Source organism: Oleiphilus sp. HI0079 (assembly GCF_001635105.1).
In genome coordinates this window covers 1-26,255 of sequence record NZ_LWFT01000001.1, presented here as the reverse complement: position 1 = coordinate 26,255, position 26,255 = coordinate 1, and the positions used below count along the sequence as shown (strand labels likewise).

Here is a 26,255-nt window from a genome sequence, read left to right as displayed (position 1 = left end):
CTTAACCCAGTTGAAAAACCGCATGTATTTCGACGCCGAATACGAAAAAGAGTGGCAGCGCAGTGCACGCCTAAAATCCTGCATCTCTATTTTGATGGTTGATCTGGACTACTTTAAAAAGCTAAACGATACCTACGGCCATTTGTTTGGCGATGAAGCGCTTCGCTCGGTCGCAGAATGCCTAGAGAAAAATGTCATGCGGCCTGCGGATTGCGTTGCAAGATATGGCGGCGAAGAGTTTATCATTATGTTGCCAAACACCAATGAGGAGGGCATTAGGATTGTTGCCGAGCGTTTGACCCGCGCAATATCAGAGCTTAGCTTTGAAAGTGAGCGAGAACCCGTCCAAGTAACCTGTTCAATCGGTGGCGCCACCGCCTACCCTCATCCAGAGCACGAACATTCAGAGCTTGTCAAAAAGGCGGATACGGCACTCTACGAAGCGAAGGAAAGCGGCCGAAACAAATACGTCATCGATACAGAGAATCTAGACCCGCAAATACCGCGTATCGGCCGATAGACTAAGCCCGATCAAATCACCCTCTCAAAAAGCTACCTTTCAGACGTAGGCGGCAAAGCATAACTTCCCGTCACATGGGCTACTAACTCTCTAGACTTTGAGGTATAGATTTCCACCTCACAATACGCAATCCGCTTACCCAACTTCAGTATCTTGCCTTCAGCGAGAATATCAACCTCGCCCGGTCTCTGCATAAAATTGATGTTCAGATTACTTGTGACGGCCATCGAAACCTCCCCTAACGCGCCGAGTATTGCAGCATACATCGCAGTGTCACCTGCGGCCATCAGCACCGGACCAGACACACTTCCTCCTGGTCGCTTATTCTTGTTGTCAAAAGGGATACGAATCAAACAGGTATGATCGCTTATTCTTTCAACACGTAAATCGATATCCTCAGCCATCGGAATCCAGCTCCGAATCAGTTCCTGAACCTCTTTTGCCGCCAAAGCCATTAACTTATCCCCAGATAATCAAAACTAGACTATACGATTAAACCAAGGCTCATTAAAATAGGCGCCTTACTAAAGCTATGGCGGTGCCCACTCAATCAAATACGGTTGGCACCCTAAATGTCTAGAATCACTACAGGACTCACATCGCAAATGCGTGCAAGCCGTTTTCTTATCGCAACCCACAAAGAAACCCCATCCGATGCGGAGGTTATTAGTCATCAACTAATGCTGCGCGCAGGTCTCATTCGCAAACTCGCCGCAGGTCTTTACAACTGGCTACCGATGGGGCTTCGGGTGCTTCGAAAAGTAGAAAGCATTGTTCGCGAAGAAATGGACAGAGCCGGCGCCCAAGAACTTCTGATGCCCGTTGTGCAACCCGCAGAGCTCTGGGAAGAATCTGGTCGCTGGCAGCAGTATGGTGGCGAACTTTTGCGCGTCAAAGACCGTCATGACCGCGACTTCTGCCTTGGCCCTACTCATGAAGAGGTAGTCACCGACATCATTCGTGATGAACTAAAAAGTTATAAGCAATTACCTGCAAACTTTTACCAAATTCAAACAAAGTTTCGAGATGAGAGAAGGCCCCGCTTTGGCGTCATGCGAGCGCGAGAGTTCGTCATGAAGGACGCATATTCGTTTCACGCGAGCAAAGAGTCTCTAGATGAAACGTACAACATCATGCACGACGCGTATGTCCGTATTTTTGAGCGTCTTGGCTTAGACTTCAGACCTGTGCAGGCTGACTCAGGCAGCATTGGTGGTAGCTCTTCACATGAGTTTCACGTTCTGGCTAGCTCAGGTGAAGACGACATCGCATTTTCGACAGAAAGCCAATACGCAGCCAATATCGAAAAAGCCGAAGCAGTTGCTCCAGCTGGCGAGCGCGCCAACCCTAGCCAAGCTATGACAGAAGTTGCTACACCGAATCATAACAGCATAGCCGATGTATCCAAGCTACTTTCACTTGCCCCGGAACAATGCGTCAAAACACTGATCGTTTTAGGCGAAGCAGAAGAAGACGAAACCGCGCCACTTGTCGCGTTGACACTACGCGGAGATCACGAACTCAACGAAGTAAAAGCAGAAAAACTCGAAGGTATTGCTTCGCCGCTCCAGTTCGCTCCGGAAGAGCGCATTGAAGCAGAGATCGGTGCGAAAGTCGGCTCCTTAGGCCCTGTGGGATTAAGCATTCGCACAATTACTGATTTCAGCGCCGCCCATGCGAGTGACTTCTGCTGCGGAGCCAACAAAACCGGCTTTCACCTCACAGGTGTAAACTGGGAGCGCGACCAAGAGCTCGGCGAAACAGCCGATCTACGCAATGTTGTAGAAGGTGATCAAAGCCCTGATGGAAAAGGCACAATTACAATCAAACGCGGCATCGAGGTTGGCCATATTTTCAAACTGGGCGACAAATACAGCTCGGCAATGAATGCCTCGGTCCTTGATGAGAATGGCAAGGCAAAAATCATGGAGATGGGCTGTTATGGCATCGGTGTTTCGCGCATTGTTGCAGCAGCCATCGAACAAAATCATGACGACAACGGCATTATTTGGCCAGCCGCAATGGCACCGTTTCAGCTAGCCATCATCCCACTCAATATGCACAAGTCCGAAGTCGTCGCAAGCAAGGCAGAAGAGCTTTACCAAGCGCTTCAAGCAAAAGGCATTGATGTGCTCATGGATGATAGAAATGAACGCCCCGGGTTTAAGTTCGCCGACATGGAACTGATCGGCATACCTCATCGCGTCGTGATTAGTGACCGTGGATTAAAGAACGGCACGCTTGAATATAAAGGCCGCACAGATGATGAAAACCAGGAGTTCTCGGTAGACAATGCAGTTGATGAAATTTGTAAGCAACTTGGCATCGCCTAGCTTAATCTACAGAATCGCCTTAAGAACGGCCATTACCCGCGCCATTACTTTTGCCGCAGCGCTTTGCTTTATGCCGATTCAAAGCGCGTTTGCGACTCAGGAGCCCGATGCCGAGTTAACCGAGATCCTTCGAGAAACAGTAAATGACGCGGCTAGCTTCAACGATCGTTTTGATGCCGAAGTTTGGCTTGTGGATATGTCTAGTCGGCTCAGTCGATACATTAAGAGCCCGACTGAACGCGTTGCTTTCCTAAAGATGGTACATGCAGAGGCAAGCCGCGCGGGTCTCGAGCCCGAGCTTGTTCTCTCGGTCATTCATGTCGAGAGCGCCTTTAATCGCTTTGCTATTTCTGTTGTCGGCGCACAGGGATTGATGCAGGTGATGCCATTCTGGAAAAATGAGATTGGCCGTCCGGAAGATAATTTGATGGATATGGCGACGAATCTCAGATACGGCTGCACCATCCTAAAGCACTATCTCGATCGAGAAAAAGGCAACCTTATTCGCGCTTTAGCTCGTTATAATGGCAGCCTTGGCCGAACCAAATACCCAGAAAAAGTACTCTTATTTTGGGAACGCTATTGGTTTGTTAGACACGTATAAAACACCATGCAAGAACTGATCATTGACCTAAGTATTCACCGCGAAGAATGGCTTCGACTGTACAGAGGAGAGGCACAGATTGTTCGCACAAAAAGCCGCGATGGACGAAGCGTGCAATTCCCAGCCAATATTCTAAGCTCATTCACTAGCCATGACGGCGTTAAGGGAAGCTTTATCATTCAGTTTGATAACAACGGAAAATTTCACTCCATTCAACGGCTCGCTTAGTCTGCCGGTACGTTTAGCAACCAAGGAAAAGATAATGCCTCAACTAACAACTCAAGATGTGCTTCGACTTCCCGAACCTGAGCTGGTTGCAGCGCTCAAAGCGATGTCAGTCGAGCAACTTGAACAGCATGCAGAGGGAGTTATTTCTGAATTAGGGAGCGATGACTATTCTGGAATCATGAAAATCGTTATGAAAGCCCTGGAAAGCCAGCCAACCCAAACAAACCGATTCACACAGATTCAAAACATTCTGCGCGACACGCTCCCAAACAAAGCGCATATGAGTGACATATACCAACGGCTTGCCAGTATGATCATGTTGATATTAATGCGTAAATACAAAGATATACTGACCGGAAAATAAACCCTCCACCCTAGCTGCCTCAGAAAATGTCCAAGCAATAAATAACAGCTGAAGAAGGGCTAACTATGACGGCCTTTGAGGCAAAAGATCACGCACCTCCTGATCAACCGAACGCATCCGTAAATCTCGTTGCGGAAATGGTATCTCGATATTGTACTCAGCCAGCTTGCTTTCAATTTCCCATAGATACATCCCTACGGGATGCTTATCAGTAGGCAGCTGATTTCCCCTCACCCAAATCACAAGCTCAAAATCCAGACTACTATCACCAAAATTAATCAACCACACATCAGGCTTGTTTTTACCATGATTCAACGTAAACGGAAGCATCAATGCAGCTTCAGTCGCCGCGCGCTTCACAAGCTCTTTGTCTGTGCCATAAGCAACACCAAAAGGAATATGTAAACGGCGACGGTCATCGTTGAGCGTATAATTAATCACTCGACCAGAGATAAACTCTGAGTTTGGGACCATAACATCGATATTATCCCAAGTAGTCACCTGAGTACTTCTGACGTTAATCGCTTTGACGCGCCCCCGTGTTCCTGAATCCAACTCAATCAAGTCGCCTACTTTAATCGGACGCTCAAACAGCAAAATCAAACCGGAAATAAAATTATTGAATATAGATTGTAGGCCGAAACCAATACCTACACTCAGGGCACCCGCGACGATTGCGAGCTCCGTAAAATCGATACCCAGAAGACCAAAACTGACCAGAATCGCGACAAGCAGAATCACATAATGCAGAAGTCGACCGAGAGTAAACATGCCAGAAGCAGAAAAACCTGCGTGCTTCAAAGGAAGGTTGTTCAAAAAACGGCGCAACACAGAAGACAAAACGACCGATGCGAGCATCACCCCAACAACCCAAACCAAATCGACCACTGAGATAGCCGTGTCACCGACATGAAAAAGTGCATCGCTTGTGGCGGAAGAATACCACTCGGCGAAGTCATGAAGAGCGCTCCTGGACTCTTCGACTGCGGAATCACTTATGTCGCTAACACTAGTCGCATTAGATACAAAACTTAGCATCGTCAGCGCGAGGCAACAGATAATTTTCGACGTCATCATAAAGACCTTCTGCCAAACACAAAGAACATCAGCTTGATCGAGCAAATCTTACACGTTCGCGAAATTTAAGCTCTATTTCGTAGAATTTCGCTGCCGTAACGCTTCAAATAGAAATACACCTGTTGCGACCGAAACATTCAGACTACTCACTGAACCAGCCATCGGTATCTGACTAAGCTGATCACAGTGCTCTCGTGTCAGGCGACGCAATCCACTACCCTCTGCACCCATAGCGATGGCCATCGGGCCCTTGAAGTCGGCCTGATAAATCGTACTCTCACCTTCGCCTGCCGCTCCTGTAATCCAGATACCTCGATCCTGAAGCGAACGCATTGTGCGCGCTAGATTCGTTACCCGCACTAACGGTACCTGATCGGCCGCACCCGAGGCGACATTACGCGCGACCGCATTGAGCGGCGCTGCCTTATCTTTGGGTGTGATTAGCGCATGTACACCAGCCGCATCAGCGGAACGCAAACACGCACCTAAGTTATGAGGATCGGTCACTGAATCCAGGATAAGCAAAAAAGGCGGCACATCAAGAGCATCCAACAGAGCTTCTAGATCATTTTCATTAAGCTCTTTACTTGGCTCAACAAGAGCGACAACGCCTTGATGACGACCTCTTACTAAATCATCCAGCTCGCGCCGAGGACTAAGGCTAAACGGAATATTGTGTTCATTCGCTAACTGCAACAAGGCTTGCAATCGCTTGTCATCGCGCCCTTTCATGACGACCAAGCGCTCTATTCGAGCATGGTCTCGCTCCAGTAAAGACTCAACGGCATGAATGCCAAATACGGTATCTAACTTGCTCATCTTGACTCTTTGAACTTAATCTTCTGATTCTTCACTGCGCTTTTTAGCTGCATTCACGGGGTGTAACTTTGCTCTTCGACGAGGACCCGCATTATCATGCAAGGGCGCCTCACCTTTTACTGGCAAGCTCGGTGCTTTTAAATCAGCACCCACTTTCAAAGGCTTCCCTTTGCTTTTTACTCTTGGATGCTCTTTCGAAGACGAACCTTTACCTCTAAGTTTGCCGCGACTTTCATCTTTACCTTTGTTGTGCGCACCCGAACTGTCGGAACTGGCACCAGCCTTCACCTTAGACTTGGATTTAGGTGCTTTATAAACCCCAGCCCCTTTACCTGCGCTTTTGGGATCACGATCTGATCTCGGACCTTTGCGCCCCTTTGCACCGCGACGATCACTATTTCGATCATTACTTCTATCACGACCACCACCCTTTCGAGATTCGTCAGCACGTTTACCTGAGCGCCCTTTACTATTTTTAAAGGTTTTCCCCTGGCTCATCAGCGTCAAATCGATCTTACGTTCTTCTAGGTTAATGGCTGCAACCTGCACCACAACCGGGTCACCCAGAGCAAAACGCTTCCCTGTTCGCTCTCCCGTCAATCGTTGCTTCTGCTTATCGAATTGATAGAAATCCCCCTCCAAAGTCGCTACATGAACCAAGCCTTCAACATAAAGATCGGCCAATTCGACAAAGAAACCAAAGCTTGTCACCGCCGCTATCAAGCCATCAAAGGTTGCACCAAGGTGCTGCTGGAGATATTCACATTTCAGCCAATTCGTTACATCACGTGTCGCGTCATCTGCGCGTCGCTCCGCCATAGAGCAATGCTCACCCAAGTACACAACTCGCTCAAAATCATATGGGTATGTGTGCTTGCCAGCCTGCTGTTCAGGATGACGGCGCACTTGCTGACTATTTCGATTGCTATAGATCACGGATTTGATGGCACGGTGCACCATCAGATCTGGGTAACGACGGATCGGAGAGGTAAAATGCGCGTAATGATCATACGCCAGACCAAAGTGCCCTTTTTCTTCAGGGCTATAGACCGCTTGACTCATAGAGCGCAACATCATGGTTTGAATCACGCTAAAGTCTGGCCGCTCTGCTATTTCCTTAAAAAGATTCTGGTAATCAGCGGGCGCTGGGGTTTCACCACCATACAGTTGCAAGCCAAGCTCTGATAAAAAAGCGCGCAAATTAGTGAGTTTTTCTTCGCCCGGCCCTTCGTGAACACGATACAGCGCCGGAAGCTTTTCAGAGATCAAAAATTCGGCCGTCGCCACATTAGCGCATAACATGCACTCTTCAATAATCTTGTGCGCATCGTTACGCTCTCGAGGCACAATCGCCTCAATTTTCCGTTCTTCGCCAAAAATAATTTGCGTTTCGACCGTTTCAAAGTCGATCGCGCCACGCTCTGTTCGCCGAGCACGTAAAGCCGTATAAAGAGCGTATAGATCATAAATCTGCGGCAAGCGCTCGGCAAAATCCTCGCACAACTGAATGCCTTCCGAGGTATCCGCTTCATCGAGAATCGTGCCTACTTGGTTATAGGTAAGGCGAGCATGACTATGCATTACGGCCTCATAAAAATAACTCTGCTCAACCTCTCCTTTCTCACTCAACTCCATTTCACAAACCATGCACAGCCGATCAACATTCGGATTCAGCGAACACAAACCGTTGGATAGAAGCTCTGGCAGCATTGGCACTACATGATCAGGAAAATAAACCGAGGTTCCGCGCTTGTTGGCCTCGATATCAAGAGGACTATTGATACTGACGTAATGACTGACGTCGGCAATCGCAACATACAGACGCCATCCACCCTCGGTGCGTCGCTCACAGTAAACTGCGTCATCGAAGTCTCGCGCATCCTCACCATCAATGGTGACCAAAGGTAAATGACGAAGATCTATTCTTGCGACCTTGTCGTCTTCAGTGACCTCTGCTTTGAAATTCTCGATCTGCTCAACAAGGTCAGCAGGCCACTCATTCGGGATGTTATGAGAGCGAATAGCCACTTCGATCTCCATACCTGGCGCCATATGATCACCAAGCACCTCCAACACCTCGCCAATCGCATGCTCTCGCTTGGAGGGGTATTGCAGAATTTTGGCGACAACATACTGCCCATGTTTTGCGCCATTCAAATTTTCTGTCGCAACAATAACTTGCTGCGTTTCGCGAACACTTTCTACTTCAATGAAGTTCAGGCCACTTTCAAAAAAGATTCGCCCAACGACCTCCTTTGTGTTGCGCTCAAGCACCTCGACAATTACCGCATGACCTCGCCCTTTCGCATCAACATGATCAACACGCACCAAGACGCGATCGTCATGAAACACACTTTGCATCTGTTTTGCAGAAAGCAGAAGATCGTCACCGCCTTTCTCGAGTTTAACGAAACCAAAGCCATCACGATGACCAATGACAGTTCCTTTGAGAAGATCTACTTTCGCGGAAGGTAAATACTGCTGACGCCGGTTGCACACGAGCTGCCCGTCTCGGCACATTGCAATAAGACGACGACGCAGCGCTTCGAAACCTTCCGGGTCAGAAATTTTCAGAAAGTGCGCGATCTCAGGGTGGGTTAGCGGCTTTTTTAGCTCCGCCAGGGTATCGAGAATATGTTCACGGCTCGCAATCGGTTGCGCGTATTTTTCTGCTTCTCGTTGGGAGTTTGGATCTTTGTTTGGTGCGCTGTTTTTATTAGCACTGCTTTTTTTCTTGGTCGCTTTGTCTTGCGGAGTAGAATTTTCGTCTTCAGGTTTGCTCATTCAGGGGCACATAAAAATGGATGTAAGCGCTTAGTATAGTCTTTATCCTTGCGCAGCGCGATCAATGGCTGGCATGGTCGTTCAAGTGTTTAAAGCCCTTTCTCAAATACTGCATCTGATCCTCAAGAATATTATGGTTCTGCAAGTAGAGAAGCTCAGAAAAGGTCGGCTTGAAAGGCACAGCAAGCAAAGGCATATTTGCCTCTTCGGGTAAGCGCGCGCCTTTTCTTTGATTACAAGGCTTACATGCAGACACGACGTTTGTCCAAACATCTTGTCCACCACGAGACCGCGGAAGGACGTGATCTCGCGTCAGCGACAAGCGGGACAGCTCCTGCCCGCAATACATACACATATGCTGATCTCGACGAAATAGATACTTATTCATTAGCGGGATATTAATCGCATGAGAGACTACAGTGCCATCAACGGCGATAATCGGTGCTAGTCGAATAATCGACTGCTCACCGTGACGATTAACACCGCCATGCATTACTAGGCTCTTTTCACCAAACGCCCAGAGTACCTTCCCATTGCAGACCAAATTTGTTGCGGCCTCTTTAGAGATCCAGCGTATCGGCTGACCACTCTTGTCAATTTTGAGAATCGCTTGATTGAATGTAGTACTAATTCCTTGTTGAGACACTTGCTGCAGCACTGGTAGATCCTCGCATCGTTACACTTTTGTGTTCGACCACTTTAAGAACACTAACTTCAAACTATGACCGTTTTAAGTCAGTTCCAGCAGACTAAAAACTGCCAACCTTACGAACCTGCTCACATTTTAGCCACATAGCATATAAAAAAGCCAAACTGTTTCTTGGTTTTAATAAACAGACTTTGATTGTTGAAACGTAGCCATTACAAAATGTTACATAGCATTGAGCTGAATTGATGGCGTTCCGTATTTTTACTTTTGTTTTGTTCCATACAAATCAGCTGTACGTAAAATAGCCAACCCAATGCACTGACAGCCGTAACAGAAAGAGGTCGTTACGATGAAAGACTCAAATGAAAGCTCTAAGCGCAAGCTAGGGGATATCGATGTGAGACAAACCGGCTTAGGTTTAATAGATCTTCCTAGCTTCGACACCCTGGTAGAGTTGGCAAGGGAAAAGCCAGAAGAGCTTGAACAGCTGCGCCAGCGGATTACCCGCGACGTGATAAGCAGCGCCCCAAATCACATGCAAGAACGCCTGAGCGGATTACAATTTCAAATCGATATGGAACGTCGCAGGAGCAGCTCAGCCGTTAGCGCCTGCTTAAAAATTTCATCAATGATGAACGAGGCCTTAGTAGACCTGCGAGAAGCCCTTTCAAATCCTGAGGAATTCTTGCGAAACAGACCACAACACCGCGCCGACGTTCTCGACTTCTCGAGCGCGCGAGCCAAGAAGCTCCTTGCTGATTAACACTTATATTAGGCCCCGACTTTGGGTACACTCGGGGCCCATTATAAATCGCCTCCTAGGAACTCCTTCCGCATCATGCGAACAATAAGACCCGAATACCGATACAGTAACTTCATCCACCCAAAATATTTAGGAACTTGGCTATTAATTGGCTTAATGTTTCTTATTTCTTTTCTTCCCTATTCAAGTAAGCAAAAGCTAGGCGCATGGCTTGGCATGCGGCTGTATAAGCTTGGCGGGAGCCGATATAAAACTGCGCGTGGAAATATACGAGCCTGCTTTCCTGAATTAAGCGAAGCGGAGCAAGAAGAACTGATCAAGCAAACGTTTATTTCCAATGCGATTGGTTACGTCGAAAACACAATTGGCTGGTGGAGACCTCTTGAGCCCTATTTTGAAAAACTTGAAGTACACGGAAAGGAGCACCTAGACGAAGCTTTAGGGCGAGGCAAAGGCGTCTTACTTGTTGGCGGGCATTTCAGCATCATGGATTTTGCTGGCCCTCTTGTGCACCATGTCACCACATTCAATTACATGTATCGTCCGCAAAACAACAAGTTACTAGATGCATTTATTGAACGGCATCGCATGCGTTATAGCCAAGAAAAGTTCACTAAACGCGAACTCAAAGATATGAACGAATTCATCAAACAAGGAAATCTAGTTTGGTATGGACCGGACCAAGATGTTGGAGTCGGGCCTAAACGCGGCATATTTGCGCCCTTCTTTGGCGTACCTTGCGCAACACTCACAACCCCTGAGTGGATTGCCCGCGAGACCGGCTGTACTGTTATACAAATGGCGCAGTTTCGTGAAGGCGATGGCGTCTATAGCGTGCATTTCTTCCCTATCCTTGAGGGTTTTCCGAGCGATAATGCGCTAGAAAATGCGGCCCGGATAAATAAAGGCCTGGAAGAGTCTATTCGAATCCATCCTGAGCAATATTTATGGCTACATCGCCGCTTTAAAACACGTCCTGAAGGGGAACCAAGTTTATACGATTAACGTTGCATCGGGACGACAAAAACACATTAAATATCAAAACGATCACGCTACTTTGAAAAAACAATATGCGCTTTCAAAACCTAAATAGCTTTAACCCGTTCAACACGAGAATTGGCCTGGCTTTGGGCGGTGGTGCTGCCAAAGGGGTCGCACACATTGGCGCCCTCAAAGCCCTTCAAGAAGAAGGTATCGACGTAGATTGCATCTCTGGCACGAGTATTGGTGCCTTCGTTGCGAGTTACTATGCCTTTGGCAAAAGCATTGACGAGATGCGAGAAGTGGCACTCAATCTTACATTCAAGAGCATGGCGAGCTTTAGTTGGAAAGCATCCGGAGGCTTATTCTCGACTGATGCGGTGCGCGAGATGTTAATCAGAGATCTCGGTGATGCGCAGATTGAAGACGCGCAAATTCCGCTTTCGATTGCCGCGACGGACATTTGCACCGGCGAACAAGTCGTTTTTAATTCAGGCTCAGTTGCCGATGCGGTATGTGCATCTGTTGCCGTACCAGGCCTATTCGCGCCGGTTGAAGTTCAAGGTCGAAAGCTCGTCGACGGGGGCATCATAGAAAATGTGCCCGTCTCTCTCCTTAAACCAATGGATGCAGGAATCATCATCGCGATCAATCTCTCTGGCAACCGTCGTTATGCGACACCAAAGAGCACTGCAGACTCATTTAGCAATGCAATCGATATATGTATCGACCATAAAACAAATGAACAGCTGAAACAGGCTGACATCATCTTAAATCTTGATTTAACAGACTATAGCCGCGCTGATAACCGTCCTCATACGGATGAATTAATCAACGAAGGATATAAGGCGATGATGGACAAAGCGAAGTCCGCCAAGCAACTCAAACGCGTCTCTTTAATTCGCTACATCATTCGACTAGCCCGAGAAGTCATTCCACTGAAAATCCCGCACATTATCTCTCGATTCTACGAAGCTAAAAATAAACTCATTAATATCGGACAAAAGAACTCTTAGCGAACTAAGCACGAGCTCAACTCTCTATACACAAGACAAAAAAAAGCCCTGCTGAAATCAGCAGGGCTTTTTAAGTACTAAAGAGCTAAGTGTTACTTAGCTGCTTTCTTCTCACGCTCTTCTTCGATTACTTTCTCTGATACCGAGTTAGGGCACTGAGCGTAGTGATCAAATTCCATTGAGAACTGGCCACGACCAGAAGTCATTGTGCGCAGTGATCCGATATAACCAAACATCTCAGAAAGAGGAACGTTTGCCTTAATACGAACACCAGAACCACCTGCTTCTTGCCCTTCAATCATGCCACGACGACGGTTCAAGTCACCAATAACATCACCAACGTGATCTTCTGGAGTAAACACGTCAACTTTCATGATCGGCTCAAGCAATTTAGGACCTGCTTTAGCAATCGATTGACGGAATGCGCCACGCGCTGCTAGTTCGAACGCTACCGCAGAGGAGTCAACTGCGTGGAAAGCACCGTCAAAAAGCTCGATTTCAACGTCTAGTACTGGGAAGCCAGCTAGAACACCCGTTTCCATCATGCCAGCAAAACCTTTTTCGATCGCTGGGAAGAATTCTTTTGGTACGTTACCACCTACCACTGTAGACGTGAACGTAAAGCCAGAATTCTGCTCGCCCGGCTTAATGCGGTAGTCAATCTTACCAAACTGACCTGAACCACCAGACTGCTTCTTGTGCGTGTAAGAGTCTTCAACTTCTGTCGTGATCGTCTCACGGTATGCAACCTGAGGCTCACCTACATCCAGCTCAACACCATATGTACGGTTCAAGATGTCTACTTTGATATCGAGGTGAAGCTCACCCATACCACGCAGGATTGTTTCACCAGAGTCTTCATCTGTGTGAACCTGGAACGTTGGATCTTCTGCAACCATCTTACCGATCGCGATACCCATTTTCTCAGAACCACCTTTGTCTTTCGGTTTAACAGCAATCGAGATTACTGGCTCTGGGAAGACCATCGCTTCAAGCGTACATTCATGCTTAGGATCACAAAGTGTGTGACCTGTTTGAACGTTCTTCATACCTACGATCGCGATAATGTCACCCGCTTGCGCAGAGTCTAGCTCGTTACGATCATCTGCCTCCATTTCACACATACGACCGATACGCTCAGTCTTGCCTGTGAATGAGTTAAGAATCGTGTCACCTTTCTTCAAAGTACCTGAGTAGATACGTACGAAGGTTAAGGCACCGAAACGGTCATCCATGATCTTAAACGCAAGCGCACGGAACGGCTCGTCAACAGAAACTGTTGCAACTTCACCTGTAGGCTCACCTAGTTCGTCAGTAAGTGGCTGCGCAGGAACTTCTGTTGGCGAAGGCAAGTAATCAACAACCGCATCAAGAATTAGCTGGATGCCTTTGTTCTTAAATGCTGAACCACAGTAAGTTGGGAAGAACGTTAGTTCGTTCGTACCTTTACGGATACATGCTTTGATTTGCTCCGTGGTTGGCATTTCGCCTTCCATGTACGCCATCATCAAATCATCATCGACTTCTACAGCAGTTTCGATCAATTGCTCGTAGTACATGTCAACGTCGTCAACCATGTCCGCAGGAACATCTTCTACTTTGTAGTTTTCAGGAAGACCTGAGTCGTCCCAGATGTATGCTTTCTTAGAAAGAATATCTACAACACCTGTGAAGTCGTCTTCACGACCTATCGGCAGAGTCATAACGAGCGGCTTAGCACCTAGAACGTTTTCTACCTGATCGACAACTTTTAGGAAGTCTGCACCAAGACGGTCTAGCTTGTTTACGAAGATGATACGCGCAACGCCCGACTCATCCGCATAACGCCAGTTGGTTTCTGACTGAGGCTCAACACCACCAGAACCACAGAAGACGCCGATACCGCCATCTAGTACTTTCAAAGAACGATATACTTCAACTGTGAAGTCAACGTGTCCGGGAGTATCGATGATGTTAAAGCGGTGATCATCCCAAAAGGTAGTGATCGCAGCTGACTGGATAGTAATACCGCGCTCAGCTTCTTGTTCCATGAAGTCTGTAGTCGATTCACCGTCGTGTACCTCACCGGTTTTGTGGATTTTACCGGTGAGTTTTAGAATACGTTCTGTCGTTGTGGTTTTCCCCGCATCAACGTGCGCGAAGATACCGATATTTCTGTATTTACTTAAGTCTGTCATCGTCTTACTCGAAAGGTCGGGGTGAAAAAATCGGGCGCAGTATACAGCATTTATGGCGAAGAAAAGAGCAAAATTCGTAAATTTTGGTGTTCGCTTCCTGGTTTTTGATAATACCGAGCACTAACTCAGCCTTGGCAACCGCAACAAACTTCAATTACGGTCGTTCGCGCGTCATAATCCCCTCCGAAGAATTCATCCTCAAAACAATCCTGCAAGCGGATATCTCAGCCATGGAAAACAAACAAAACACACCAAAAAAGATCGCTTGGATAGCTGGCGCGACTGGACTCATTGGCGGGCATATTGTTCAACAACTCTGCGACGATAATCAATACGATCGCGTTGTCGCCTTTGTTCGCCGAGGAAAAGAACTCTCCCTGAAACATGAGAAGCTTGAACTATTCGACTGCGACTGGGATCAAATATTGGAAATCGCGATATCGGGAGGCAGCACATTTAAAGCACCGACTGCCCATGTAGATGATCTGTTCTGCGCACTCGGCTCGACAACCAAACGAACACCAGACAAAACTCTTTACCAACGCATTGATGTGGAATACCCCCAAGCGTTTGCAAAACTGGGAAAATCGCGCGGTGCACGCTTCTTTGGGCTAGTCTCAGCACATGGAGCAAATACCAAACTTCCCTCGTTTTACCTTGGAATGAAAAAAGAAGTCGAGCAAAGGATTCGGGATGCCGATTACCCGAACGTCGCTATAGCACGCCCTAGCCTGTTGCTTGGCGAGCGCAGCGAATTTCGACTGGCAGAGAGTGCTTCGGAATGGTTTTGCAAACTATTGCCAGGAAACTATAAAGCGATCGAAGCGTATGATGTTGCAGCCGCATTAATAAAAGCCGCAGCGAATCATGAGGCTGGCTGTCATATTCTTGAGTCTGCCAGTATGCAAAAAACATATCGCCATGCCGAATAAGAAAGAGACTGCACTCAGCTTGTTGCAGCAATGTTCAGGGGCCTCAATTGCGAGCATTTCTGAAGGCAAGGCTGAGGCGAGTTATGCTCCATTTATCTGGATGGACGACAAACTGTATCTGCTAATCAGTGAGCTAGCCAGTCACACCGAAAACCTTCGCTCCTCTCGCTCATGCTCCGTGTTGCTATTAGAAGAAGATACCCTACCATCCCCCTCCAGAACTCAGCGCGACCGCTTCGCGCGCACACGAATGACGCTTGAGACAGAGGCCACGTTTATTCCAAGAGACGATAAAATCTGGGATCAGGCGCTTAAAGCATTTTCAGAACGACATGGGAAAACCGCCCAGTTACTGGCAGAGCTCCCTGACTTTCACTTAGTCGCACTCAACATCAGTTCAGGATCTTTAGTAGAGGGGTTTGGACAGGCTTTTTCATTTAAAGGTACACATTTCGAGAAGGCGCGAGGGGTATCTCGAAGGTAGGCAGGAAACATGAACCAAATGACAACCTCAAACCAGCTCGACTAAACGCTCGCCGAATAAGATAACCAACTGCCCCCACCCAACGAGCGCGCCGAGAACCCCACCAATCGCAACGAGAATCCACTCATCCTCATGAAATATTGGCCGCACGAGGTCTTGAAACTCTTCCGGCGGCTGTGCGGATATTCTATCGTGGAGCATCGTCTGCACAGCCTTCGCTTGAGCAGCATTAAAGGCTTTGTTTTCCGATAGCTCTTGCGTGTATTGCAGCGCCTTCTCAAGTGCCGCGTCCTTCAAGTCAGCATAACCTGTCGGGCCAACAGCTGCTTGAGCTGCCAACTGGACAACGAGAGTGCGTTCTAGAATGAGCGAAACATGAGACCGCACCAGAGAAATCAAGCGATCTTTACGCTGCCCGTGAATCATGGTGGCAACAACCTCACTCGCGGTGACGACCTCTTCAGTAAATACACGACTAAACTCTTCTGAAATTTCCGTCTGGCGCTTTAAAAACAAACCTTGAAACGAGAATGGCCCGTATTTTTTAGGCTGAACAGGCGTGAAGATCAGCTGAATTGCGATCCAGTTCGTCAGCGTTCCTACCAACAGCCCAAAGAAGGGCAGAATCCACCATTGCGGATAAAGAAACCAAACAAGCGCCTGAACCAGACCAAACAAAAAGCCAAATACAGCGCCAGAATTAACTAAAAAAGAGAGCTCTTTGGAGGCGCATGCGAAAACCATTTGATTTAGAAGATCTGGATTTTCTTCGCATTTGCGTACCACAAGTTCACGCAAATCTAGCAATCGCTCAAACTGTGAATGAATATCGTCAGCCAGTTCATCAAAACCTTCCCTTAGCTCTGCCTCGACTAACTCGAACACCAGCTTTTTAGTTGGCGCTGGCAGGTTCTCCCACATCACTCGTTTTTGATCTCGCATCAGCTCATGCACAGCTTCGGCGATCATCGGCGAAGCGCTGCCAAGAAAATGGTCTTTCACGGCCTTCATATCAATCGCATCTGCAATAGCGGCCAACCCTCCGATCCGCTCGATTGAGGTATCCACCATTCCAGTCGCAAACTTTCGAATTTTGGAAGGCACGACTCCACGCCAGCCAAATGGCTTTTGCCCAACATACTCCAGCGGGTAAAAGGTCATCTTGATCGCTAGCCAATTTGTGCCCCATCCCGCTGCGGCAGAAATAAACGGAATCAGCAAATAGCTGCTATATGTCGCCAACCACTCCAATAAAACACTCACAGCTTGCCCTTAAACTGAACCAAGAAAGAAAGACAACGATTTACCAACCAGAATATAAAACAACGAAAACCTAACCAACCAAGCCTGATGCAGTACTTATTATTTTTTTGGATTATATGAGAGTAACTATAACCTCAGGTGGCCAATCAAAACACTGCTTAAATAGATAAACTCACGATGAAGACGGCCACAAAAACAAATAAAAGCTAACACTTGTTAGTCATAAGGCTATGACGTACAGTCTCCCTCCTAATCATTGCGCATACTGACAACATATGCTCGCGACAACGCTCCGCATTCATCGATTTGCGCCAACTGCCACAGTTTTATCGGAACTACATGCATGCTGACGTATCTAAGCGCCCACTGGCTCCGTGAACCTTTCTCGGGTTTAAGTCACTTTGCAGGCGCCCTCCTTGCTCTTGGTGGGATTGCGTTTATGCTGGTGAACACACCGCAGAACATGCCCTACAGCTATATCGCAGGCTATCTTTGTTTCGGCCTTGGCATGCTATTCATGTTCTTATCGAGCGCAATTTACCATCTCGCAGACTTTTCTGACGCGATCACTCTGAAACTCAAGCGTATCGACCATATTGCGATCTATTTCATGATCGCGGGAACCTACACGCCATTTTGTCTTGTGGGTTTAGATGAGAATCTACGCTGGCCTGCGCTGGGTTTGGTGTGGTTTCTAGCTTCTGCCGGAGTACTGAAAAAAATCCTCTGGTTAAGTGCTCCGAGATGGCTAAGCACGCTGCTTTATTTGGGCTTAGGCTGGTTAAGCTTGTTGATCTACCCAGATCTCAAACAAAATATCGATCCAATGGCTATCAAGTGGCTTATCGCTGGCGGAGTTATCTACAGCCTAGGCGCTGTGATTTACGGATTAAAATGGCCCAACTTGCATAACAGATTTGGCTTTCATGAACTCTGGCATATATTTGTGCTAGGCGGCGCTGGCTGTCACTTTATCAGCATAGGCCTCTATTTGTAGCCGGTTTGCTCAAATTCGTTCAATGCGAACGCTAGCCTCAGGCGCATTTAAGCCACAACTATCATCGCGATACGAACGGCATGTCCTCAAACCAAGCCACGACTGCTAGAGCTTGCCGCTAAACGCGTTGTAAAACTGCCGTGCGGCTCTTCCACTACGGCCACCTTTACTCGTCGCGAATCGTATTGCCTCGGCATGAAGCGCCCGTTGATCAGCGACCTTGCCAAACAGTTGATCAACAATCTCTAGATACTGATCCTGATTGATCGAGTAGAACGAAAGCCAAAGTCCAAAACGATCAGACAAAGAAATTTTCTCCTCGATAGCCTCGGCAAAGTGTATTTCTGTTTCCACCACTTTTGACTGAACATTATCGTGCATATATTCAGGCATTAAGTGACGCCGATTAGAAGTCGCGTAGATCAGAACGTTTTCAGGCGGCAACTCGATTGACCCTTCGAGAATGCTCTTCAACGCCTTGTATGTTGCATCGCCCTCATCGAAGCTCAGATCATCACAGAAAACGACAAAACGATAAGGCTCATTGATCAACTCATCGACAATCTCAGGCAAATCCAACAAATCTTCTTTATCAATCTGAATCACGCGCAAACCCTGATCAGAATAGACGTTCAACAAAGCCTTGATAATGCTCGATTTACCCGTGCCGCGAGCACCCCAGAGCAAGGCATTGTTTGCTGGTTTGCCCGAGAGAAAACGCTCGGCATTCTCTACTAACAGCTTTTTCTGACGATCGATGCCCAACAAATCATTCAGAGAGACCAAATCTAAACGCGTCACTGGGCGCAAACGTTGGCTTCTGGCGCGCCAAATCGCAGCCACGCTTTTTTTCCAGTTGATACCGCCGCCTTGAAGGATTAGCTCGACGCTCATACGCGATCTGCTCCCCACTTACTGAGCAAGTCTTGCTCGATGCCAAGCTGAGACAAAATCCGGGCAACAATGAAATCGACAAGATCTTCTACAGATTCCGGCTTGTGATAAAAACCTGGGGAAGCTGGAATAATGACCACTCCCATACGCGTTAGCTTCAACATATGCTCTAAATGCACTTCCGAATATGGCGCTTCACGAGGCACGAGAATCAATTGACGGCGCTCTTTCAATGCAACGTCTGCCGCACGTTCAATCAGATTATTGCTCGCGCCACAGGCAATAGCAGACAAACTCCCAGTACTACATGGACAAACTACCATTTTGCTTGGTGCGCCAGAACCTGATGCGACAGGCGCCATCCAGTCTTCTTTACCAAACACTTTAATTTGGCCATCCGCTGCCCCGAACTGCGCCTGCAAAGCCTCTTCTAATTGCGCAGCCTGAGCCGGCCATTTATGCTCAGTTTCAGTCGCGATAACGATATGCGCCGCTTTGGAGACCATCAGAAACACTTGGTAGTTTCCAGCCACCAACATCTCAAGCAAGCGAATCGCATACTGAGCGCCCGAAGCACCTGTTACTGCTAGCGTAATGGTCTCTTTAAAATTGCTCATCTATTCCACTTACCTTTTGCTTGTTTAAGGCCGCCTGAGAGGTATTCATTGAATGTCTTGTCTGGGTAACCCACTAAGAACCTCCTCTAAAGCTTCCCGCAAACCACCAAAACCGCCATTACTCATCATTAACACATGTATTTTCTGACCTTGATGCGCCTGGATATAGCGCATTACACTATCAACCAGCTCATCGACGCTACGGTTCAAAATCTGCTTTCCTTCTTCCGGCAACTTTTTCAGCAGCCAGGCAAGCTCGCTATTTGCGGACAGATCAGCCCAAATAACCTGATCAGCCATTTCAGCGCTTGGTACCAAAGCATCCTCATGAATTCCCATACGCATGGTATTTGAACGCGGCTCAATTAAAGCCAGAATATGATCCGCCCCTACTTTTTCACGCAAGCCCTGTAATGTTGTCATGATCGCGCTGGGGTGATGCGCGAAGTCGTCATAAAGAGCGCAAGAATCGTGATCGATCAGCTTTTCCATACGACGTTTAATGCCACCAAATCTACTCAACGCAGCAGCAGAGTGCTCCAACTCAACACCGACATGGCGAGCCGCGAGCATAGCAGCCAGAGCATTAGAAACATTGTGCTCGCCAGTCATATTCCAGCTAACCCGATGAATCTGTCCTGCAAATAGTACTTCGAACTCTGAACCGTCCGATTTCACTAAGCGAAATTGTGCATCGCCATTCTCAGCTGGGACTTCATTGGATTTATTTGATGAGAAGCATTGCTGCTCAGACCAAATTCCCATATCGATAACTGCATCAACCGCCTGAACGTTAGCAGGATAAATCACTCTACCGTTTCTTGGCACAGTGCGAATCACGTGATGAAACTGCTTTTGAATCGCAGGCAAGTCCTCAAAGATATCAGCGTGGTCAAACTCAAGATTATTAACGATTAAAGTACGCGGCTGATAATGCACAAACTTAGAACGCTTATCGAAAAAAGCGCTGTCATACTCATCGGCCTCGATCACAAAAAATGGCGTACCGCCCAATCGAGCCGAAAACTCAAAATCCTTCGGCACACCACCTATCAAAAACCCCGGACTCATCCCTGAACATTCAAGTATCCAGGCAAGCATCGTCGTCGTTGTTGTCTTGCCGTGCGTTCCGGATACAGCAAGTACCCACTTACCTTGCAAGATATGCTGAGATAAAAACTGAGGTCCGGATGTATAGGGCAACCCTTTATCTAAAATTTCTTCTAATAAAGAGTTACCGCGACTAATCGCATTACCAACAATAAAAAGGTCTGGCTCAAGCTCAAGCTGCGCTGAGTCAAAGCCCTGTATCAACTCAATGCCGAGCGATTCCAACTGCGTACTCATTGGCGGATACACACCTTGGTCGCAGCCGGTGACACGCAAGCCCTTCTCTTTCGCTAGGGCGGCAAGCGAGCCCATAAAAGTCCCGCAAATCCCGAGAATATGGATGTGCTTCACTTCAGCCAAACTAAAGCGAGCCTTTCGCATCAACTTCGATCGCTCGATCCATTTCAGCAAGCAGTCCTGAACGCGCCTTGAGCTTCGTTCCGACATGCGCTCGCATATTCAACCCCTTGCAGGCCGTTGCGACGGCCAAGGCCGTCTCGACGACCTTTTCTGGCGCTGCTAGCTGATCAAGAAAGCCAGCTTCAACTGCAGTCTCTGGATCAAACATCTCAGCTAAGTAAAGGGAGCGGTTAAGGTAACGATCACTGACACCATGCTTCGCCATCGCGATACCCGCATGGTGCATCGTAATACCGATAGCAACCTCGTTTAGACCTATCTTGAAAGGGCCTTCAGCACCAACTCGATAATCACTACACAGCAGAACAAATGCGCCTTTTGCGACAGCGTGCCCTGTGCAGGCAGAGATGACCGGAGTAGGAAACGCCAATAACCTGCGCGTTAGCTTGGAACCTTCTGTTACCAATGCGATCGCATTTTCAGGGCCAGACTGCATTACTTTCAAATCAAAGCCACCGGAAAACATTTTCTCGTTGCCAGCAATCACTACGGGTGCCTTGGCTTCTTCGACGCGATCAAGAGCCGCGTTAAACTGCTCTATCATATCGTGCGAAAACGCATTCACCTTGCCATTCGCCATGGTGAGCAGTGCAACGCCATCGTTTATCTCTAGTTTAATCAGGTCACTCATTGTTTGTTCTCTCAAAAAAATGGTCTGGGTCTATCTCAGTGTATCGATTAGAACAGATAAGCTAATCGAGCTTTAGAAAATGCTCACGATAGTAAGCAAGTTCTGCAATTGACTCTCGAATATCATCCAGCGCTAAATGTGTTCCCGCTTTTTTGAATCCGGGCAGAATTTCTGGTTTCCAACGTCGCGCCAATTCTTTCAAAGTGCTCACATCCAAAGTTCGATAATGAAAGAAGGCTTCTAATTCAGGCATATACTTTACGAGAAAGCGACGATCCTGCCCCACGCTGTTGCCACAAATAGGTGAAGCGCCTTTATCAACCCACTCTTCCAAAAAACGAATAGTCGCTTGCTCGGCTTCTTTTTCCGAAATCGTACTTTCTTGCACGCGTTTGGTTAGGCCAGAGGCGCCATGCGTATTGGTGCACCATTCATCCATACTGCCTAGCAACGCATCACTTTGGTGTACAGCCATAACTGGACCTTCAGCAAGCGTATTAAGATTGGCATCCGTGACGATGGTGGCGATCTCGATAATACGATCCGTATCCGGCTCAAGCCCCGTCATCTCAAGGTCAATCCAAATCAAATTGTCTTTATGCTTCATGCAACTGGTTCTCTATTTGGAAAAATTCAAAGCTAAGATATAGCTAAGACCTATATCAAACAACCGGCAAGCCAAAAAACTGATAGAATCGCCAGAATCTTCTTTTTGGGTCTAGCATGAGCAAACGCAAACTAAACCGACGGCAGCAATGGCGCGTCGATAAAATTCAGGCGGAAAAAACCGCTCGTGCAGAAAAAAAACAACGCAAATTAAATGATCAAGTGCTCGGCGGCGAGCTGGGCGCAGAACAACGTGGACTAATCATCGCCCACTTTGGGCAAACTCTCGATGTCGAGGCACTAGAGGGTGAAAGCAAAGGCGAGATCTATCGTTGCTATGTGCGCGCAAATATTGAAGCACTTGTTACTGGTGATGAAGTTATCTGGCGCCCTGGCACCGATCATAGCGGTATTATTGAAGCCCAACTTGAACGCCAAAGCCTACTTCAACGCCCAGATAACTATGGCCAGCTTAAACCTGTTGCCGCCAACCTTGACCGCATTCTCATTGTCGTAGCGCCAGAACCTACCCCCTTCGCTAATCTTATTGATCGTTACCTGGTTGCTGCGGAAACCACAGGCATAAAGCCAGCGATCCTGTTCAATAAAAGCGATTTGATCAACAACATTAACCGTGAGCTGATTGACGGCCTGATGAACACTTATGAAGCGCTTGGCTATGAGGTACTTCTGACTTCAGCCAATGATGAGCAGGACTGCAGCGAAACGCTTCTTTCTTGGCTTGCCAACCACACCAGTGTATTCGTCGGCCAGTCTGGTGTTGGTAAGTCATCACTAATTCGAACCATTCTAGGAGATCAAAGCATCCGCGTAGGAGAGTTATCGGAAAACACACGAAAAGGCACGCATACGACCACTACTGCAAAGCTATTTCACTTACCTCAGGGCGGCCGCCTGGTCGACTCACCAGGGATTAGAGAATTCGGGCTTTGGCACATTACCGAGAATGAGTTACTTGAAGGTTTTATCGAATTCCGTCCTTTCATTGGCTATTGCAAATTTCGTGATTGTAAACACGAGCAAGAACCAGGCTGCGCAATTCAAAAAGCTTTAGAGGACAACAAAATTTCCTCGTCACGAATGCAGAGCTATCGTCATATATTGTCTACACTAGACGACATCGAAACCTATTAGGCAATGGCAAATGCCCGAACTACAGTCCGAAAAAAAGCAGTATCCGCGCGATATTACGCAATGGCTTGACTACCTTCTAGCGCGCAAGCTCCCTACTGCATTATCTTTGGCGCCAACATGCATAAAGCAAATGGATGAGGGATCGCCAAGCTATCTCGATCTCGCAAGAATACTGGCATCAGACCCGGTGATCTCGCTCACTTTGATGCGTAAAGCCAATCAGAATCCTCGCCAAACATCTGTATTCAGCAAAACACTTGACCATGCGATGAGTATGCTGGGCCATGCTCAGATCCGAGAAGTTCTGACCAAAACGCCTAAACTGGAAACAAAGTACGGATATCGAGCTTACTATCAAGCGCAAAATATCAGCCTCACTCGCGCCAGCCTAGCTCAAACATTTGCTGAGGCAAAAGGCACACAAAAGGGCAACGATGTTTTTTGGGGGAGTCTCTTCGCAGATGCAGCCGAATGGTATTTGTGGTGCTACGCAACACCACTAATGCGTAAGATAGCATCCTGCCCACAAGCGCATCAGAAGCAAGAAGCCGAAGTTCAACTCGGTTGCGACTTGAACGCGTTGCAACTGGAAATACTAAAAGCGCTCAATGCACCCGAGCTCGCAATTCAATCCAAACAAAGTCAGCATTGTTTGTCATCGCGCGACTGGGCGATGATGGCTAAATTTGGTCAAGCGAATGCCAGACCTCAAGCGCCACTAAGTGGGCAAGATAGCGCCATCGAGTTGAGTCCGTCACTCAAGATTGCTCGTCAAAATCCCTTATTTTTCATCGAACTATCGCGCTTTTATCTGCATTACTACCTAGGCAACAGTGAACCGAAGCAAATTTCACGCGCCCTCGCGGTCACCTCAGCAGGCCTCAACATGCCTGTGGATGAAGTGCGAAGCCTCACTACACAGGGGCTCATCAAAATCGCACGTCAATATCGACTGCCTTTCTGCACCAGCGCCATTACTCAGGTGTTCGAAGATATAAGGGAAGACTATCCAGAGAACGAGACGACACACCACGTTACGCCGCAAAAACGTGCGATCACAAGCGTGAGCTCAAGACAATCCATACCAAAACATGGCTCGATTGACGTCACCTCACAGAAGGCAAAAGCGTCGGAATCGAAAACCGTGTTCACACCCGACAAAAGCTTTCTCGAGTTGCTGCGAAAGATGAAAGAATCCCCAGCATCTTTTTCTTCCGGTGCCGAGCTAATGGGGCAGCTAGCAAATCAGATTCAACAAGGCCTCAAACTTGAGCGATCGGCAATATATGTTCTAAACAAAGACAAAACGCGTCTTAAATCCTACTTCACTTCGGGCATCAGCGAAAAAGATCCGCTGAAAGGCTTTGAAACGCAAATTATCAAGGGCACCATTTTCAAAGTACTTTCAGAGAAACCCGCTGCTGTTTGGCTTAAGCCCAGCTCAAGAAAGGAAGTTGCTGATCTCGTCCCGATGAATTTCAAGCAAACAACACAGCGCGATGAGTCCTTGTTTGCCTCGATATTTGTTCGCAACAAACCGGTCGCAATTTTATATGCCGATCAGGCGCAGAACAAAGCCATCGATGAGGCGCAGTTCCGTTATTTCAAGCTAGCAACAAAAGCGCTTGAGGCCGCATTGGCCGCCCTACGCAACAAGCAATCGAATCATGCCAATCCGTAGAGACTCTGCTATCATCCGCGTCATAATCGAACCTTATTCTTTGGAAGCCTCATATGAACGTTGATGATCTCTTCGTATTTAGTCAATACATCAGCCCGCAACACCTTCTCTCTCGCATGGCTGGAAAGCTAGCGAACACAACCGTACCGTCGATCAAAAACAATTTCATAGAATGGTTTGTAGAGAAATACCAAGTAGATATGAGCGAAGCTGCAGAGCCGAACCCAACTGCTTACGCCTGCTTTAATGACTTCTTCACCAGAGCATTAAAAGAAGGCGCTCGTCCTATTGACGACGATCCGCAAGTGCTTTGTTCGCCTGTCGATGGCGCCATTAGCCAACTCGGTAAAATTAAGCAAGGGCAGATTTTTCAGGCCAAAGGACAGAGCTTTAATGTCAACGAACTTCTCGGCGGAGATGTCGAATTAGCGCAACCATTTATTGATGGTGAGTTTGCAACCATCTATCTTTCTCCAAAAGATTATCACCGCATTCATATGCCGATAACCGGCACGCTGCGTAAGATGGTCTACATTCCAGGAAAGCTATTCTCTGTTAATCCTGTAACAGCTCAAAAAGTCCCGAACCTATTTGCGCGTAACGAACGTGTTGTTGCTATTTTTGATACCGACATTGGCCCCATCGCCATGGTGCTCGTTGGCGCGATGATCGTTGCGAGTGTCGAAACTACTTGGGCAGGCTTAGTTGCGCCGATGCGCAAAAATGTTGTGCAATTTGACTACCAACTCGACAACGACATTACCATAGAAAAAGGTGAAGAGATGGGCCGCTTCAAGCTGGGTTCAACAGTGGTACTCTGTGCTCCAGCTGGCAGCATGGAATTCCTTGAAGGCATGACGGCCGAAGCGCCCGTTCGAATGGGAGAACCATTTGCCCGGAAGATTACCCCGAGAGCAAAACCTTGATTAAGTTAGCGCTCTGAGCATCTTGCTTTGAGCGCTTCTTGCGTGAGCAAAATTTTCAGCTTTTCTACATGCTGCTGCACCGCATGACGGGTCTCATTAAAAAGCCTATCTCGCCGCTTCATCCAACTAAGATAATCATTACTCAACAGATCAAAAAATGCGCCCTCGAGTGAAGCGATGGCCGTCGAATTGGCGTACTGTCGTTTACTCAAAGCAGCGGCCCA

At 47.6% G+C, this 26,255-nt stretch carries 27 protein-coding genes; 14 read left to right on the top strand and 13 right to left on the bottom strand.

Annotation, left to right across the window (positions count from 1 at the left end; translation table 11 throughout):
* Positions 1-520, top strand: a 520-nt coding sequence (locus A3750_RS00135) for a GGDEF domain-containing protein (RefSeq protein ID WP_156498254.1), incomplete at its 5' end; no start/stop codon positions are given.
* Between the two features lie 32 nt (positions 521-552).
* On the opposite strand, the gene A3750_RS00130 is transcribed toward A3750_RS00135, so the two are convergent.
* A complete protein-coding gene (locus A3750_RS00130) occupies positions 553-975 on the bottom strand; it encodes a PaaI family thioesterase (protein WP_068453914.1) in 423 nt (140 codons plus the stop codon).
* Between the two features lie 150 nt (positions 976-1,125).
* Here A3750_RS00130 and A3750_RS00125 point away from each other — a divergent pair, with 150 nt between their 5' ends.
* Genes A3750_RS00125 through A3750_RS00110 form a run of 4 tightly spaced genes read left to right on the top strand, consistent with a single transcriptional unit; the run spans position 1,126 to position 4,049 of the window.
* Positions 1,126-2,853 carry a proline--tRNA ligase gene (locus A3750_RS00125; protein ID WP_068453916.1) on the top strand — a complete coding sequence of 576 codons (1,728 nt, stop codon included), beginning with the start codon at positions 1,126-1,128 and terminating at the stop codon, positions 2,851-2,853.
* Positions 2,813-3,457: a lytic transglycosylase domain-containing protein gene (locus A3750_RS00120; RefSeq protein WP_369819909.1), complete on the top strand. Its 645-nt coding sequence runs from the start codon at positions 2,813-2,815 to the stop codon at positions 3,455-3,457. Before A3750_RS00125 ends, A3750_RS00120 begins: the two co-directional genes overlap by 41 nt.
* Positions 3,458-3,463: 6 nt before the next feature.
* Complete coding sequence (locus A3750_RS00115; protein ID WP_068453918.1) at positions 3,464-3,685, top strand: DUF2835 domain-containing protein; 222 nt, start codon at positions 3,464-3,466, stop codon at positions 3,683-3,685.
* Positions 3,686-3,719: 34 nt separating this feature from the next.
* Positions 3,720-4,049 (top strand): hypothetical protein, encoded by a 330-nt coding sequence (locus tag A3750_RS00110; protein WP_068453921.1) that lies wholly within the window; start codon positions 3,720-3,722, stop codon positions 4,047-4,049.
* A gap of 63 nt (positions 4,050-4,112) precedes the next feature.
* Here the strand turns inward: A3750_RS00110 and A3750_RS00105 are convergent, their stop codons facing one another.
* The 4 genes from A3750_RS00105 to A3750_RS00090 form a co-directional block, all read right to left on the bottom strand.
* Positions 4,113-5,126 (bottom strand): mechanosensitive ion channel family protein, encoded by a 1,014-nt coding sequence (locus tag A3750_RS00105; protein WP_156492315.1) that lies wholly within the window; start codon positions 5,124-5,126, stop codon positions 4,113-4,115.
* 72 nt (positions 5,127-5,198) lie between these two features.
* A complete protein-coding gene (rlmB, locus tag A3750_RS00100; protein ID WP_068453923.1) occupies positions 5,199-5,945 on the bottom strand; it encodes a 23S rRNA (guanosine(2251)-2'-O)-methyltransferase RlmB in 747 nt (248 codons plus the stop codon).
* A gap of 15 nt (positions 5,946-5,960) precedes the next feature.
* A complete protein-coding gene (rnr, locus tag A3750_RS00095; protein WP_068547912.1) occupies positions 5,961-8,729 on the bottom strand; it encodes a ribonuclease R in 2,769 nt (922 codons plus the stop codon).
* A gap of 61 nt (positions 8,730-8,790) precedes the next feature.
* Positions 8,791-9,387, bottom strand: a complete 597-nt coding sequence (locus tag A3750_RS00090; protein WP_231871646.1) for an HNH endonuclease — start codon at positions 9,385-9,387, stop codon at positions 8,791-8,793.
* Between the two features lie 340 nt (positions 9,388-9,727).
* Between A3750_RS00090 and A3750_RS00085 the strand changes: the two genes are divergently transcribed.
* From A3750_RS00085 to A3750_RS00075, 3 genes are all read left to right on the top strand, one after another.
* Positions 9,728-10,141, top strand: a complete 414-nt coding sequence (locus tag A3750_RS00085; RefSeq protein ID WP_082863111.1) for a DUF3135 domain-containing protein — start codon at positions 9,728-9,730, stop codon at positions 10,139-10,141.
* 75 nt (positions 10,142-10,216) lie between these two features.
* Positions 10,217-11,146 (top strand): lysophospholipid acyltransferase family protein, encoded by a 930-nt coding sequence (locus tag A3750_RS00080; protein ID WP_068458196.1) that lies wholly within the window; start codon positions 10,217-10,219, stop codon positions 11,144-11,146.
* A 65-nt stretch (positions 11,147-11,211) separates the two neighbouring features.
* A complete protein-coding gene (locus A3750_RS00075) occupies positions 11,212-12,138 on the top strand; it encodes a patatin-like phospholipase family protein (protein WP_068458199.1) in 927 nt (308 codons plus the stop codon).
* A 92-nt stretch (positions 12,139-12,230) separates the two neighbouring features.
* Here the strand turns inward: A3750_RS00075 and fusA are convergent, their stop codons facing one another.
* On the bottom strand, positions 12,231-14,315 hold the full coding sequence (fusA, locus tag A3750_RS00070) for an elongation factor G (protein WP_068458201.1): 2,085 nt from the start codon (positions 14,313-14,315) through the stop codon (positions 12,231-12,233).
* 230 nt (positions 14,316-14,545) lie between these two features.
* On the opposite strand from fusA, the gene A3750_RS00065 reads away from it, so the two are divergent.
* The gene (locus A3750_RS00065; RefSeq protein ID WP_068547914.1) at positions 14,546-15,247 is read left to right on the top strand and encodes an NAD(P)H-binding protein; all 702 of its coding nucleotides are present in this window, start codon (positions 14,546-14,548) and stop codon (positions 15,245-15,247) included.
* Entirely contained in the window at positions 15,237-15,731 is a 495-nt protein-coding gene (locus tag A3750_RS00060; protein ID WP_068458203.1) for a pyridoxamine 5'-phosphate oxidase family protein, read from the top strand. The genes A3750_RS00065 and A3750_RS00060 overlap by 11 nt, the downstream gene beginning before the upstream one ends.
* 27 nt (positions 15,732-15,758) lie before the next feature.
* On the opposite strand, the gene A3750_RS00055 is transcribed toward A3750_RS00060, so the two are convergent.
* Positions 15,759-16,994, bottom strand: a complete 1,236-nt coding sequence (locus A3750_RS00055; RefSeq protein ID WP_082863348.1) for a DUF445 domain-containing protein — start codon at positions 16,992-16,994, stop codon at positions 15,759-15,761.
* Between the two features lie 343 nt (positions 16,995-17,337).
* On the opposite strand from A3750_RS00055, the gene A3750_RS00050 reads away from it, so the two are divergent.
* On the top strand, positions 17,338-17,991 hold the full coding sequence (locus A3750_RS00050; protein ID WP_068547911.1) for a hemolysin III family protein: 654 nt from the start codon (positions 17,338-17,340) through the stop codon (positions 17,989-17,991).
* Between the two features lie 105 nt (positions 17,992-18,096).
* Here the strand turns inward: A3750_RS00050 and A3750_RS00045 are convergent, their stop codons facing one another.
* The 5 genes from A3750_RS00045 to orn form a co-directional block, all read right to left on the bottom strand.
* Positions 18,097-18,885, bottom strand: a complete 789-nt coding sequence (locus tag A3750_RS00045; RefSeq protein WP_068547910.1) for an ATP-binding protein — start codon at positions 18,883-18,885, stop codon at positions 18,097-18,099.
* Positions 18,882-19,502, bottom strand: a complete 621-nt coding sequence (locus A3750_RS00040) for a flavin prenyltransferase UbiX (RefSeq protein WP_068458208.1) — start codon at positions 19,500-19,502, stop codon at positions 18,882-18,884. Before A3750_RS00040 ends, A3750_RS00045 begins: the two co-directional genes overlap by 4 nt.
* Before the next feature lie 45 nt (positions 19,503-19,547).
* Positions 19,548-20,963, bottom strand: coding sequence for a UDP-N-acetylmuramate:L-alanyl-gamma-D-glutamyl-meso-diaminopimelate ligase (mpl, locus tag A3750_RS00035; protein WP_304439046.1), 1,416 nt, complete (start codon positions 20,961-20,963; stop codon positions 19,548-19,550).
* Between the two features lie 10 nt (positions 20,964-20,973).
* On the bottom strand, positions 20,974-21,663 hold the full coding sequence (locus A3750_RS00030) for a crotonase/enoyl-CoA hydratase family protein (RefSeq protein ID WP_068458212.1): 690 nt from the start codon (positions 21,661-21,663) through the stop codon (positions 20,974-20,976).
* Positions 21,664-21,724: 61 nt separating this feature from the next.
* Positions 21,725-22,270: an oligoribonuclease gene (orn, locus tag A3750_RS00025; RefSeq protein WP_068458214.1), complete on the bottom strand. Its 546-nt coding sequence runs from the start codon at positions 22,268-22,270 to the stop codon at positions 21,725-21,727.
* 116 nt (positions 22,271-22,386) lie between these two features.
* Here orn and rsgA point away from each other — a divergent pair, with 116 nt between their 5' ends.
* Genes rsgA through asd form a run of 3 tightly spaced genes read left to right on the top strand, consistent with a single transcriptional unit; the run spans position 22,387 to position 26,031 of the window.
* Positions 22,387-23,424, top strand: a complete 1,038-nt coding sequence (rsgA, locus tag A3750_RS00020; RefSeq protein ID WP_068458216.1) for a small ribosomal subunit biogenesis GTPase RsgA — start codon at positions 22,387-22,389, stop codon at positions 23,422-23,424.
* 10 nt (positions 23,425-23,434) lie between these two features.
* Positions 23,435-25,105, top strand: coding sequence for an HDOD domain-containing protein (locus A3750_RS00015; RefSeq protein WP_068465386.1), 1,671 nt, complete (start codon positions 23,435-23,437; stop codon positions 25,103-25,105).
* Positions 25,106-25,158: 53 nt separating this feature from the next.
* Positions 25,159-26,031 carry an archaetidylserine decarboxylase gene (gene asd / locus A3750_RS00010; protein WP_068456534.1) on the top strand — a complete coding sequence of 291 codons (873 nt, stop codon included), beginning with the start codon at positions 25,159-25,161 and terminating at the stop codon, positions 26,029-26,031.
* A 5-nt stretch (positions 26,032-26,036) separates the two neighbouring features.
* On the opposite strand, the gene A3750_RS00005 is transcribed toward asd, so the two are convergent.
* On the bottom strand, positions 26,037-26,255 hold a 219-nt coding region (locus A3750_RS00005; RefSeq protein ID WP_231871644.1), incomplete at its 5' end, for a hypothetical protein.